We start from the raw sequence: 13,577 nt of genomic DNA, 5'->3' as shown, positions 1-13,577 counted from the left end.
CCGCTAGATCCTCACGAACCACGCCGCGAGCGCGGCGGCGAGCGCGAGCACGAGCGCGAGCCCTACCCGGAACGGCGCGCGGTGGCGGATGGGGAACTCGGCCGCGGTGGCGGAGCCGCGCACGTCGGCGACGCGCGTCGCGCGGAGCGTGGAGAGATCGACCTTCGAGAGCGCGACCTCCTCGGTCGCGTAGCCGCGGTTCGCGAGCAGCGCCACGAGGCGCGCGCGGGGGTGGAGCTTGCGGCCGACGAGGCGCGCGGCGGTCGCGTCGAGCACGCGGGCGAGGGCTGCGGCGGAGGAGATGCGCGCGGCGGGCCTCCTCGAGAGACAGCGCTCGATGGCGTGCGCGAGCCGGCGCGGGCAGTCGGGCGCGAGCGCGCGGACCTTCTTGAAGCGGCCGCGCGAGATGGCGGCGAACAGCTCCTCGGCGTTCTTGCCGCGGAACGGCTTCTCGCCGGTGACGAGCTCGTAGAGCGTCACCCCGAGCGCCCACACGTCGGCGCCCGGCCCCTCCTCCTCCCCTGCGAGCACCTCCGGCGCCATGTACGAAGGGCTGCCCACCAGCATGCCGGCCTTGGTGAGCGACAGATCGTCGGCGCCCTTCGCGATGCCGAAGTCCATGAGCTTCACCTCGCCGTCGCGAGAGACCATCACGTTCGCGGGCTTCACGTCGCGGTGGAGGAGCCCGTTGAAGTGGACGTAGTCGAGCGCGTCGGCGATCCGCGCCCCGACCACGGCCACGCAGTCGGCGGGGAGCGCGCCGCCCGTCGCGAGGACGCGGGCGAGGTCGGCCCCGTCGACGAGATCGGTCACGAGGTAGAGGCCCTCGTCCTTCTCCACGAGGTCGTGGACGCCGACGATGGCCTCGTGCCGGAGGCGGGCGTAGGCCCGCCCTTCTCGACGGAACCGCTCCACTATCTCCTTGGAGCGCGCGAGCTTGGTGTCGAGCGCCTTCACGGCCACGGGGCGCTCGAGGCCGTCCTGGTGGGCCTCGTAGACGACGCCCATGCCGCCACGCCCGATTTCTCGGACGATCCGGCTCGTACCGACCTTGCGCACCATGGCCGGGCAGCTTGCGACGGCGGCAACCCGGCGTGCAAGCGGGCGGCTGCGCGTGGATGTGGGAGTCCGCATGATCCGAATGCGGAGCGATCCGGTCCTGGAAGAACGCCGAGGGCCCCCGGGGTTGTCGGAGGGGTCGGTCGATCTGCTACAGTTCTCGGGCTCCAGCGGCCCCACTCGACCAGTAGTCAATCCCGCTCGGCTGTTCCGCGGCGTAAACGCGCGCGCGGCGGCGCGCACGTCCCGAGGAGGCATTACCGATGGCGAACAGGCGCATGGTGACCATGGACGGCAACGAGGCCGTCGCCTCGGTCGCCCACCGGATCAACGAGGTGATCGCGATCTACCCGATCACCCCCTCCTCCAACATGGGCGAGTGGGCGGACGAGTGGTCGGCCAAGGGACGGAAGAACATCTGGGGCACCATCCCCTCCGTCTCCGAGATGCAGTCGGAGGGCGGCGCGGCCGGTGCGGTGCACGGCGCGCTGCAGGCGGGAGCGCTCACGACGACCTTCACGGCGTCGCAGGGCCTGCTCCTCATGATCCCGAACATGTACAAGATCGCGGGCGAGCTCACCGCGTTCTGCATGCACGTCAGCGCGCGCACGCTCGCGACGCACGCGCTCTCGATCTTCGGCGACCACTCCGACGTGATGGCGGTCCGCCAGACGGGCTTCGGGCTGCTCTCCTCGGCGTCGGTGCAGGAGGCGCACGACTTCGCGGCCATCGCGCAGCGCGCCTCGCTCTTCTCGCGCATCCCGTTCCTCCACTTCTTCGACGGCTTCCGCACCTCGCACGAGGTCGCGAAGATGGAGGAGCTCACCGACGACGACCTCCGCCAGATGATCCCGGAGGAGCTCGTCGCCGCCCACCGGTCCCGGGCGCTCACGCCCGACAAGCCGAGCGTGCGCGGCACGGCCCAGAACCCCGACGCGTTCTTCCAGGCGCGCGAGGCGTGCAACCCGTTCTACGCCGAGGCCGCCGAGCACGTGCAGGAGGCGATGAACGCGTTCGGCAAGCTCACCGGCCGCAACTACAAGCTCTTCGAGTACGTCGGCCACCCTGAGGCGGAGCGCGTGGTCGTCGCGATGGGCTCCGCGTGCGAGACGATCGAGGAGACCGTCGAGCACCTCGTCGCGAAGGGCGAGAAGGTCGGCCTCGTGAAGGTCCGGCTCTACCGGCCCTTCGATCTCGGGGCGTTCATGACGGCCTTCCCGCGGACCGTGCACCACATCGCGGTGCTCGATCGCACGAAGGAGCCGGGCGCGCTCGGCGAGCCGCTCTACCAGGACGTCGTCACCGCGCTGCGCGAGGCGGAGCAGGCGCACATCGACCGCTTCCACCACCAGCTCACCGTCATCGGCGGCCGCTACGGCCTCTCCTCCAAGGAGTTCACGCCCGGGATGGTGAAGGCGGTCTACGACGAGCTCGGGAAGCCGCGGCCGAAGCGCCACTTCACCATCGGCATCAACGACGACATCAGCAACACGTCGCTCAAGTACGACTCCGCCTTCGACACCGAGCCCGCCGGCGTCGTGCGCGCGCTCTTCTACGGCCTCGGCGCGGACGGCACGGTCGGCGCGAACAAGAACTCCATCAAGATCATCGGCGAGGACACGCCCAACTTCGCGCAGGGCTACTTCGTCTACGACTCGAAGAAGTCCGGCTCGGTGACGATCTCGCACCTGCGCTTCGGGCCGAAGCCGATCCGCTCCGCGTACCTCATCTCGAAGGCGAACTTCGTCGCCTGCCACCAGTTCGGCTTCCTCGAGAAGTACGACATGGTCGAGGCGGCGGCGCCCGGCGCGACCTTCCTCCTCAACTCGCACTACGGGCCCGACGAGGTCTGGGACCACCTGCCGGCCGAGGTGCAGGACGAGATCCTGCGGAAGAAGCTCAAGGTCTTCGTCATCGACGCGTACAAGGTCGCGCGCGAGACGGGCATGGGGGTGCGCATCAACACCATCATGCAGACCTGCTTCTTCGCGATCTCGGGCGTGCTCCCGCGCGACGAGGCGATCGGGCACATCAAGAAGACGATCGAGAAGACCTACGCGCGCAAGGGGCCGGAGGTCGTCCAGAAGAACTTCGCCGCGGTGGACCACACCCTCGCCCACCTCTTCGAGGTGAGCACCGCGAACCGCAAGGTGAGCGGGACGCCGCGCCCGCCTGCGGTCGCCGAGGTGGCGCCGGACTTCGTGAAGCGCGTCACGGCGCTCATGCTCGCCGGCAAGGGGGACCAGCTCCCGGTGTCGGCCTTCCCGGTGGACGGCACCTGGCCGACCGGGACGTCCAAGTGGGAGAAGCGCTCGATCGCGCTCGAGCTGCCGGTGTGGGAGCCGAGCCTCTGCATCCAGTGCAACAAGTGCGCGCTCATCTGCCCGCACGCGGCGATCCGCCCGAAGTTCTTCGCGCCCGAGGTGCTCGCCTCCGCGCCGAAGACCTTCGTGACGATGGACTTCAAGTCGCCGGAGGTGAAGGGGAACAAGTACGCGCTCCAGGTCGCCCCGGACGACTGCACCGGCTGCTCGCTGTGCGTGGAGATCTGCCCGGCCGAGTCGAAGACCGAGAAGGGCAAGAAGGCGATCAACATGACGGACGCCAATCCGCTCAAGGAGAAGGAGCGGACGAACTGGGCGTTCTTCCTGTCCATCCCCGAGGCGGACCGCACCCGCGTGAAGCTCGACGTGAAGGGGACGCAGTTCCTCCAGCCGCTCTTCGAGTTCTCCGGCGCCTGCACCGGCTGCGGCGAGACCCCGTACCTGAAGCTCCTCACGCAGCTCTACGGTGACCGCGCCATCATCGCGAACGCCACGGGCTGCTCCTCCATCTTCGGCGCGAACCTGCCGACGACGCCGTACACGCAGGACGAGGCGGGCCGCGGTCCGGCCTGGGCGAACTCGCTCTTCGAGGACAACGCCGAGTTCGGCTTCGGCATGCGGCTCGCCATCGACAAGCAGGCCGAGCACGCGAAGGAGCTCCTCGGGAAGATGGGCACCGCCGTGGGCGACGGGCTCGTCGAGGAGATCCTGAAGGCCGAGCAGGGCGACGAGGCCGCGATCGGGAAGCAGCGCGAGCGCGTGAAGCTCCTCAAGCAGAAGCTCGCGAAGCTCGACACCTTCGAGGCGCGCTGGCTCTCGAAGATCGCCGACTACCTCGTCCGCAAGTCGGTCTGGATCGTCGGCGGCGACGGCTGGGCGTACGACATCGGGTACGGCGGCCTCGACCACGTCATCGCGCAGGGCCGCGACGTGAACATCCTCGTGCTCGACACGGAGGTGTACTCGAACACCGGCGGCCAGGCGTCGAAGGCGACGCCCATGGGCGCCGCGGCGAAGTTCGCGGTGGCCGGAAAGACCTTGCCGAAGAAGGACCTCGCCATGCTCGCCATGAGCTACGGCCACCCCTACGTCGCGCGGGTCGCGCTCGGCGCCAAGGACGCGCAGACGGTGAACGCGTTCAAGGAGGCGGACAGCTACACCGGCACCTCCGTCATCGTCGCCTACTCGCACTGCATCGCGCACGGGTACGAGATGTCCGAGGCGCTCGGGCAGCAGGAGAAGGCGGTCGAGTCCGGCTACTGGCCGCTCTTCCGCTACGATCCGCGGCGCGTGGCCCAGGGGGAGAGCCCGCTCAAGCTCGACAGCCCCGCGCCGAAGATCGACCTCGCCCGGTTCGTCGAGAACGAGACCCGCTTCCGGCAGGTCGAGGCGGCGAACCCCGAGGGCTTCGCGAAGATGCTCGCGCAGGCGCAGAAGGACGTCCGCGAGCGCTACGCGCTCTACGAGCAGCTCGCCCGCGCGATGAACCCGGCGAACCTCGTTCCCGGCGCCGCCGCCGCGACCCCGGCCGCTGCCCCGGGGAAGCCGCCGCCGCCCAAGGCGCGCGCGTAGCCTCGAGGAGCCGCGCGAAGACACGACGGGCCCGATCCGCTCCGGCGGGTCGGGCCCGTCTTCTCTCCGGGGGCGCGCGCTACTTCAGCGTCGCGAAGCGCGCGTCCAGGAGCTCGACCTCCGCGACCACCCCCGCGTGATCGCTCGGCCACAGCGCGACGTCCTCCGACACCGCGACGCGATCCTCCGAAGCCTCGCCTACCACCTCCGCGGAGCGCGGCACCATCGGACCGCGGAAGAGCACGTAGTCGATGCGCTCGTCGAGGTCGATCGCCGGTATGGAGAGCACCTCGGGGTAGGGGCTCGTGAAGCCCGCGTCGTCGGGGTTCACGACGGGCCACACGTCCGTGAAGCCTGCGTCCGCGAGCGCCGCGGCGCCTTCCGTCCCGGGCAGCGAGTTCAGATCGCCGGCGAGGATGACCCGCGAGGTCCCCGCGGACGACGCCTCGGCGAGCTTCGTCGCCTGCGCGACGCGAACGGTCGGGTCGTAGGCCTCGAGGTGCGTGTTCACGAACCGCAGCCGCTCCCCGCGGTACTCCACCTCCACGCTCGTCCAGCCGCGGAGGATCGCGAGGGGCTGCCCCAGCACGTCGAAGTGGACGAGCTCCGGGCAGGCCGGATCGGCGGCGCAGGAGTCCGGACCGTAGACGTCCGAGCGCGGGTCCGACACGTGCAGCCCGGGCTCGTCGGCGCGGGTGAGGATCACGTCGCGATCGGTGATGGCGACCGTCTCGCCGGTCGCGATGGGCACCGCGAGGCTGGTGAGGGGGAGGACGACGGCGGGCGCGTACGAGAGGCCGCGCTCCGCGAGCTTGTCGAGGAGCACCTCGAGGTAGTCGAAGCGTACCGCGAAGTCCGCGGAGCCGGCCGGCGCCTTCTGCCAGAGGGTGACCTCCTGCAGCGCGACCAGATCCGGCGAGGTGGCGGCGATCTCGTCGGCGATCCCGTCGAACCGGGCGAGGACGTCGTCGGACCCGTAGCCGCGGTCGTTCGCCTCGACCGTCGTCCAGATCGTGGTCGCGGCGGTGACCAGCTCCGAAACGGACCGCGCGGCGAGGGCGGGCCCGAGCTCGGCGCCGAGGTAGAGGTTCCGCGTCATGACCGTGAGCTGCTTGTTTCCGCCGGCGTTGCCGGGATCGACGGCGGACGCGCTTGTCGCATCCGAGGAGGAGGAGAGGGTGGGCGCGGCGGCCGGGCCGCAGGCGGCGAGCGCCGCCGCGGCGACGAGCGCGAAGAGGGAGGACGGCGCGACCTTCGAGAGGGCCATGGCGCACCTCGGGCCAGGGTTGGCGGAGAGTGCGGGGAGCCTAGCGTGGCCTGCTCGCCCGGACGCCGGGCCTGGAGGGACGCCCCATCGCGCGCACCATTCGTGTCGGCCCTTCGCGAGCCCCGTGGCGCGAGCGCAGATCGCGAGCGAAAGGTCGTTGACCCCAATCAGGCTCGCGCTTCGGCCCCCATTTCGGTCATAAGGAGGGGTCCGCCAGCAGGGGCGGTCCTTGTTTCCGATCAAGAGGAAGGCACGCATGGCGAGGCGACCCCACCGGATGGCGACGCGCGTCGCGGCGATCGCGCTCACATTCCTGGCGCTCGGCGCCTGCAAGCGCGGCGGTGACGGAGCGGGCGGAAAGGCGGCCGCGCCGGAGCCGATCACCCTCGCGCCCGAGAACGTCGCCACGGTGACCGAGCGGACGCTCCAGGCCGGGCCGGACATCTCCGGGACGCTGCGCGCCAAGCGCGCCGCCGCCCTGCGGGCGGAGGTCGGCGGGACCGTGCTCGAGGTGCTCGCCGAGGCGGGCGAGCGCGTCCCGCAGGGAAAGGTCCTGGCACGCGTCGACGTGACGGCGCTCCGAGACGCGCTCGTCGCGGCCCAGTCCGGCGTCTCCGCCGCACGAAACTCGCTGCACGTGGCGGAGGCGAACGCGAAGCGGGCGCGGACCCTCGCCGAGGCGGGCGCCTTCGCCGTCCAGCAGGCGGAGCAGGCCGAGGCGGCGCTCGAGGGCGCGCGGGCGCAGCTCGCCGACGCGCAGTCGCGGTTCGTCTCCGCCCAGCAGCAGGTGGCGAAGTCGCAAGTCAAGGCGCCGTTCGCGGGGGTCCTGTCCGAGCGGCAGGTGTCGGTGGGGGACATCGTGGCGCCGGGGGCGCCGCTCTTCACGGTCATCGATCCGGCCCGGCTGCAGTTCGAGGGATCGGTGCCCGCCGCGCAGGTCGGCCTCGTGCGGCCGGGCGCGCGCGTGGACTTCACGGTCACCGGCTTCGAGCAGGTGTTCCAGGGCGAGATCGAGCGCGTGAACCCCGCCGTGGACCCCGCCACCGGGCAGGTCCGCGTCTACGTCGACGTGAAGAACGACGACGGCCGGCTCATCTCGGGGCTCTACGCGCACGGCCGCGTCGCCGCGGAGAGCGCCACCGGACCTGCGGCGCCGGCCAGCGCCGTGGACGACTCGAGCAAGCCGCCCACCGTGATGCGCGTCGCGGGCGGGAAGGTCGAGCGGGTCTCGGTGGAGGTCGCGCTGCGCGACGACGTGACCGGCGCGGTGGCCTTCCGCTCGGGCGTGACCGCGGGCGACGTGCTCGTGCTCGGCTCGGCGCGGGCGACGCTCCCGGAGGGGGCCCCCGTGCGCGTCGCGCAGCCGGAGGCGCCGGGGGCAGGCGCCGGGGCGCCGCCGAAGCAGGAGGAGCGGAGGAGCGCGAGGCCGGAGGACGGCGCGCAGGCGTCGGACGGCGGGGGGCGGTAGATGTTCGTCTCCGACTTCGCCATCAAGAAGCCGATCGTCACCGTCACGGTGATGCTCGCGCTCGTCATCTTCGGGCTCGTGGCGCTGTTCGCCCTGAAGACCGACGAGTTCCCGGACGTGCAGCCGCCCGTGGTCGCCGTCACGATCGTCTACCCGGGCGCGTCGCCGGAGACGGTGGAGCGCGAGCTCATCGATCCCATCGAGGACGCGATCTTCTCGATCAGCGGGATCGACGGGAAGCAGACCACCGCCTCCGCCACCGACGGCCTCGCCCAGTTCATCGTCTTCTTCGACTTCGAGAAGAACCTGCAGGAGGCGACGCAGGACATCCGCGACGCCATCAGCGAGAAGCGCGCCGACCTGCCGCTCGAGATGGAGGAGCCGATCATCACGCGGTTCGATCCGTCCGACGAGCCGATCGTCTCCCTCACGCTCACCTCGGACTCCATCGACGTCCCGGCGCTCACGCGCCTCGCAGACGAGGTCGTCTCGCGCGAGCTGCGCGCCGCGCAGGGGGTCGCCGACGTCCGGCTCGTCGGCGGGCAGAAGCGCGAGCTCACCGTGGAGCTGAACCCGCAGGCGATGGCCGCCGCCGGCGTCGCGGCGAACGACGTGGTCGGGGCGCTCCAGGCGCAGAACCTCGCCGCGCCGGTCGGGCGGGTGAACACGAAGCTCGGCGAGCAGTCGATCCGGCTCACCGGGCGGCTTCAGACGCCGGAGGAGTTCGCCGCGCTCGCGGTGGCGACGCGGAGCGGACAGGTGGTCCGGCTCGGGCAGGTCGCGTCCGTGAAGGACGGCGCGGAGGAGCCGCGCACGCTCGCCCTCTACGACTCCTCGGAGGCGGTCGGCCTCGAGGTGCTGAAGACGAAGGGCTACTCGACGACGGCGGTCGCCGACCAGATCAAGGCGCGCGCGAAGGCGCTCGAGGCGCGGCTGCCCAAGGCCGCCAAGCTCCAGGTGGTCCAGGACGCGGGCCAGCGGGTGCGCCGCTCGGTGAACGAGGTGCAGACGACGCTCGTCGAGGGCGCGCTCCTCACCGTGCTCGTCGTGTTCTTCTTCCTCAACTCCTGGCGCTCGACCGTCATCACCGGCCTCGCGCTGCCGGTCTCGGTGCTCGCCGCCTTCATCAGCGTCTGGGCGTTCGGCTTCACGCTCAACACCATGTCGCTCCTCGGGCTCTCGCTCGCCATCGGCATCCTCATCGACGACGCCATCGTGGTGCGCGAGAACATCGTCCGGCACATCGAGCTCGGCGAGGACCACACCACCGCCTCGTTCAAGGGCACCGACGAGATCGGCCTCGCGGTCGCGGCCACGACCTTCTCGATCGTCTCGGTGTTCGTGCCGGTCGCGTTCATGTACGGGGTGGCCGGCCAGTGGTTCAAGCCGTTCGCCCTCACCATCGCCGCGGCGGTGCTCGTCTCGCTCTTCGTCTCCTTCTCGCTCGACCCCATGATGTCGGCCTACTGGCCGGACCCCCAGATCGAGAAGGGCCAGGCGCGCGGCCCGGTCGGCCGGGCGCTCGGCGCGTTCAACGCCTGGTTCGACCGGCAGGCGGACCGCTACAAGGGCGTCGTCTCCTGGGCGCTCGACCACCGCTGGATCATGCTCGCGGTCGCGTCCCTGTCGTTCTTCGGCGCCATCTTCCTGCAGGGGGCGTTCGGCGGCGCGGGGTTCGTGCCCATCTCGGACCGCAGCGAGGTGAGCCTCATCGTCCAGACGCCGCCGGGGTCGTCGCTCGAGTACACCCGCGCCAAGGTCGAGGAGGCGAACGCGATCGTCCACCGCCACCCGGAGGTGAAGTACGTCTACTCCTCCATCGGCACGCCCATCCCGCTGCAGGCTCCCGGCGTGGATCAGGCGCTCGTCTACGTGCGGCTCGTGCCGAAGAAGGACCGGGGCGTCTCGCAGGACGCGCTCGGGGCCGTCCTCCGCCGCGAGCTCTCGCGCGTCGCGGGCGCGGACATCTCGGTGTTCACGAGCGGCTTCGGCGGGGCGTTCAAGTCGATCCAGCTCGAGCTGCGTGGGCCGGAGTCGCGCGTGCTCGCCCAGTACGCGGAGCGGGTGAAGGCGGTCGCGCAGTCGGTGCCGGGCGCGGTGGACGTCGGGCTCTCCACGCGCGGCCAGAAGCCGGAGCTCGAGGTGGCGGTGAACCGCGGCCTCTCCGGCAACCTCGGCGTCACCGTCGGGCAGATCGCGCAGTCGCTCCGCATCGCCTTCGCCGGGCTCGACTCGGGCGACTGGGTGGATCCGACCGGCGAGACCCGCGACGTGATGGTCCGGCTCGCCCCCGAGGCGCGCGAGCGCGCCGCCGACCTGCGCCAGCTCCCGCTCGTGCTCCACGCGCAGAACGGCGGGAACCCGCAGGTGGTGCCGCTCGGGCAGGTCGCCGCGGTGCGGGAGGGGCTCGGGCCCGCGCAGATCTCCCACCTCGACCGCGAGCGCGTCATCAACATCCAGGGCAACGTCGCGGGCCGCTCGCTCTCCGAGGTGGTGCAGGACATCGAGAAGCGGCTCGGCGCGGAGGTGAAGCTCCCGCCGGGCTACACGCTCCGCCAGGGCGGCGAGAGCGCGGACCAGGCCGAGGTGTTCACGCGCGTGGGCCTCGCGCTGCTCCTCGCCGTGCTGCTCATGTACCTCATCCTGGTCCTTCAGTTCGGCTCGTTCCTCGACCCGCTCGCCATCCTCATGTCGCTCCCGCTGTCGCTCATCGGCGTCGTCGGCGCGCTCCTCGTGACGGGGGACACGCTCAACATCATGAGCCTCATCGGCGTCATCCTCCTCTTCGGCATCGTCGCGAAGAACGCCATCCTCCTCATCGACTTCGCGAAGTGGGCGCGCGAGGAGCGAGGCATCTCGATCCGCGACGCGCTCGTCGAGGCGGGGCGGATCCGCCTGCGGCCCATCATGATGACGAGCGTGGCGATCATCGCGGGCATGATCCCGGTCGCGCTCGGCCTGGGCGAGGGCGGCGACTTCCGTGCGCCGCTCGGGCGGGCGGTGATCGGCGGCGTCATCACCTCGACGCTCCTCACCCTCCTCGTCATCCCCACCGTCTACGAGATCATGGACGGCCTCCGGGAGCGGGTGCGCCGCATGTTCCGCCGCGTCCTGCGCCCGGGCCACGCCGGCGAGGGCGGGCACGAGCCCGCGCCGGCGCCGCACGCGCGCGCGGGCGGGGTGCGGCGCGAGCTGGACTGAGCGGGCCTAGCCCATCCCCCTCAGCGCCGCCTGCGCGGCGTGGTACCCGCACATCCCGTGGACCCCGCCGCCCGGCGGCGTGGAAGCCGAGCACAGGTAGAGGCCGCGCACGGGCGTGGACCAGGGGACGAGCCGCGCGGCCGGGCGGAAGAGCGTCTGCGCGAGCGTGTTCGCCCCGCCGCCCACGTCGCCGCCGACGAGGTTCGGGTCGTCTGACTCGAGCGCGGCGGGGCCTCGGACCGCACGCGCGAGGACGCGCTCGCGGAAGCCCGGCGCGAACCGCTCGAGCTGCGCCTCGATCCCCGCGAGCGCGTCGCCGGCGAAGCCGTTCGGGACGTGGCAGTAGGCCCAGGCCGTGTGCCGGCCCGGCGGCGCGCGCGAAGGATCGAACAGCGTGGGCTGCGCGACGAGCACGAACGGTCGCGCCGGGGATTCGCCTCGCCACACGGCCGCCTCGGCGGCGGCGATCTCCTCGAGCGAGCCCCCGAGGTGCACGGTCCCCGCCCGCTCGCACTCCGCGGCGCGCCAGGGGATCGGGCCGTCGAGGGCGTAGTCCACCTTGAACGCGCCGGGACCGTACCGGAAGCGCGCGAGCGCCGCGGCGTAGCGCCGCGGCAGGCGACCGCCCGCGACGCGCAGCACCTGGCGCGGCGTGAGGTCGAGGAGGGTCGCGCGCGCGGTCGGGAGCGCGTCGAGCGAGGTCACCTCCTCGCCCGTCACGATCGTGCCCCCCCGCGCCCGGACGAGGCCCGCGAGCGCGTCGGCGATCGCCTGCGCCCCGCCGGCCGGGAACGGCCAGCCGAGCGCGTGGCCCGCCCCGCCGAGCACGAGCGCGAAGGCCGCGCTGGGCGTGCGCTCGAGCGGGAGCTGCGCGTGCGCGGCGAGGCCTGCGAGGAGCGCGCGCGCCCGCGGGCCACGGAAGCGCGCGCGGGCGAGCGAGGCGGCCGGCACGAGCGCGGGCAGCCCGAACCGCGCGAGGAGGAGCGGTCGCCGCGGGACGCGCAGCAGGCCGCCGAAGAGCTCCTCGACGAGCGCCTCGAACCCGTCCGTGATGGGCTCGAGGAGCGCCCGCCACGCCCGGGCGTCGGGGCCGTCGAGCGAGTCCCCCGTCGCCGCGAAGGAGCGCGAGAGGAGCGCGGCCGTGCCGTCGTCGAACGGGTGCGCGGCCGCGGCGGGGGGCTCGATCCAGGAGAGGCCGTAGGCCGCGAGCGGCAGCCGGCGCAGGAAGGGCGACCCCGCGGCGAGCGGGTGGACCGCGGAGCAGTGGTCGTGGCGAAAGCCGGGGAGGGTGAGCGGCAGCGTGCGCGCCCCGCCGCCCACCTCGGCGTTCCGCTCCAGCACGCGCACACGCACCCCGGCGGCGCCGAGGGCCACGGCGGCCGCGAGGCCGTTCGGGCCGGAGCCGACGACCACTGCGTCCGGGGAGATCACCGGCCGGTGGTAGCGCGCGCGGCCGGGTCGCGCGAGCGCCGCGCCGGGGGGCTCTCCGGTCGAGTGCGTCAAGGCGGCGCGACGGGCGCCCGCTCGACGGCGTACAATTTGTCGTCAGATCCTTTTCGTGGCTCGTGCGTTCGAGAGCCTGAAGGCCCGGAGCGACGGTGCCGCCGGACGAGAGCGACGAACGACTCATGCTGCGGTTCCGGGGGGGCGACGCGCGGGCCTTCGAGGCCCTCATGCGCCGCCACCGCGCGCCCGTCTTCTCGTTCCTCGTGCGGCTCACCGCCGACCGGGCACGGGCCGAGGATCTCTGTCAGGAGGTGTTCCTCAAGGTGGTGAAGGCGTCCCGCACATGGGAGGAGCGCGCGCGGTTCAGGACCTGGGTGTACGCGATCGCCCGGAACCTCGCGATCGACGAGGCGCGCCGGGCGGCGTTCCGGCGCGCAGAGCCGCTCGACGCGCCTGGCCCGACGGGCGCGGCGGCGCACGCTGCGGACGGTCCGTCGCCGGACGCGGCCGCCGACGCGGCGCTCCTCCGGCCCCGGCTCGAGGCGGCGCTCGCGGCGCTGCCGGCCGAGCAGCGCGAGGTGTTCCTGCTCCGCGAGTACGCCGGGCTGCGCTTCGCGGAGATCGCGGAGGTGACCGGCACGCCCGAGAACACTGTGAAGAGCCGGATGCGCTATGCGCTCGAGGCGCTGCGCGTGGAGCTCGCCGCCGCGGGCGTGGGCCCCGACGACGGCGCGCCGTCCGCGGCGGGAGGGGCGTCCCGATGAGCCACGAGCGCTTCGCCGAGCTCCTCCTCGAGCACGCCTACGGCGAGCTGTCGCCACGCGAGGCGCGGGAGGTGGAGGCGCACGCGGCCGCCTGCGCGGAGTGCGCCGCGGAGCTCGCGCGCATCCGCGCGACGCGGCAGACGATGGCAGCGCTCCCCCAGGAGCGCGCGCCCGAGGCCGGCGAGCGGATCCTGCTCGCGGCGGCCCGCGAGGCGGCGCGCGAGCGCGGCCCGGCGCGGATCCTGCCCCGCTGGAGCTGGTCCGCCGCCGCCGTCGCCGCCGTCCTCCTCACCGTGGGGGCGGTCTCGTACCGGCTCCTCGCGCTGCGCCCCGCGGCGGAGCGGCCGGGCGAGGAGCTCCTCGGGCACACGCAGTACGCGGAGGCGCCGCCGGCGGCAGGTTCGGGCGCGGCGAGCGACGCGGCGGCGCCCGTCCCGGACGGTCCGGGCGCGACCCCGTCCGCCTCGCGGGCGGCC

The 13,577-nt window shown here is 72.7% G+C and carries 8 protein-coding genes; 5 read left to right on the top strand and 3 right to left on the bottom strand.

Translation table 11 applies throughout. The features are described from left to right. Nucleotides 1-3: 3 nt before the first annotated feature. The gene (locus MNZ39_RS14370; RefSeq protein ID WP_242339656.1) at nt 4-1,062 is read right to left on the bottom strand and encodes a serine/threonine-protein kinase; all 1,059 of its coding nucleotides are present in this window, start codon (nt 1,060-1,062) and stop codon (nt 4-6) included. A gap of 260 nt (nt 1,063-1,322) precedes the next feature. Between MNZ39_RS14370 and nifJ the strand changes: the two genes are divergently transcribed. After that, the gene (gene nifJ / locus MNZ39_RS14365; protein ID WP_242339654.1) at nt 1,323-4,955 is read left to right on the top strand and encodes a pyruvate:ferredoxin (flavodoxin) oxidoreductase; all 3,633 of its coding nucleotides are present in this window, start codon (nt 1,323-1,325) and stop codon (nt 4,953-4,955) included. Nucleotides 4,956-5,034: 79 nt separating this feature from the next. On the opposite strand, the gene MNZ39_RS14360 is transcribed toward nifJ, so the two are convergent. Beyond that, entirely contained in the window at nt 5,035-6,222 is a 1,188-nt protein-coding gene (locus tag MNZ39_RS14360; RefSeq protein ID WP_242339652.1) for an endonuclease/exonuclease/phosphatase family protein, read from the bottom strand. A gap of 256 nt (nt 6,223-6,478) precedes the next feature. Between MNZ39_RS14360 and MNZ39_RS14355 the strand changes: the two genes are divergently transcribed. Then, nucleotides 6,479-7,690 carry an efflux RND transporter periplasmic adaptor subunit gene (locus MNZ39_RS14355; protein WP_242339650.1) on the top strand — a complete coding sequence of 404 codons (1,212 nt, stop codon included), beginning with the start codon at nt 6,479-6,481 and terminating at the stop codon, nt 7,688-7,690. Further along, nucleotides 7,691-10,891, top strand: a complete 3,201-nt coding sequence (locus MNZ39_RS14350) for an efflux RND transporter permease subunit (protein ID WP_242339648.1) — start codon at nt 7,691-7,693, stop codon at nt 10,889-10,891. It begins immediately after the preceding gene. Between the two features lie 6 nt (nt 10,892-10,897). On the opposite strand, the gene MNZ39_RS14345 is transcribed toward MNZ39_RS14350, so the two are convergent. After that, the gene (locus MNZ39_RS14345) at nt 10,898-12,394 is read right to left on the bottom strand and encodes an NAD(P)/FAD-dependent oxidoreductase (RefSeq protein ID WP_242339646.1); all 1,497 of its coding nucleotides are present in this window, start codon (nt 12,392-12,394) and stop codon (nt 10,898-10,900) included. Nucleotides 12,395-12,489: 95 nt separating this feature from the next. Here MNZ39_RS14345 and MNZ39_RS14340 point away from each other — a divergent pair, with 95 nt between their 5' ends. Continuing rightward, nucleotides 12,490-13,101, top strand: coding sequence for an RNA polymerase sigma factor (locus tag MNZ39_RS14340; RefSeq protein WP_308197065.1), 612 nt, complete (start codon nt 12,490-12,492; stop codon nt 13,099-13,101). Then, a partial coding sequence (locus tag MNZ39_RS14335) for a zf-HC2 domain-containing protein (protein ID WP_242339641.1) occupies nt 13,098-13,577 on the top strand: 480 nt, incomplete at its 3' end. The genes MNZ39_RS14340 and MNZ39_RS14335, both read left to right, overlap by 4 nt.

Origin of the sequence: Anaeromyxobacter sp. SG66 (assembly GCF_022690805.1) — a bacterium.
Classification (GTDB): Bacteria; Myxococcota; Myxococcia; order Myxococcales; family Anaeromyxobacteraceae; genus Anaeromyxobacter; species Anaeromyxobacter soli.
This window is presented reverse-complemented; position numbering and strand designations above follow the sequence as displayed.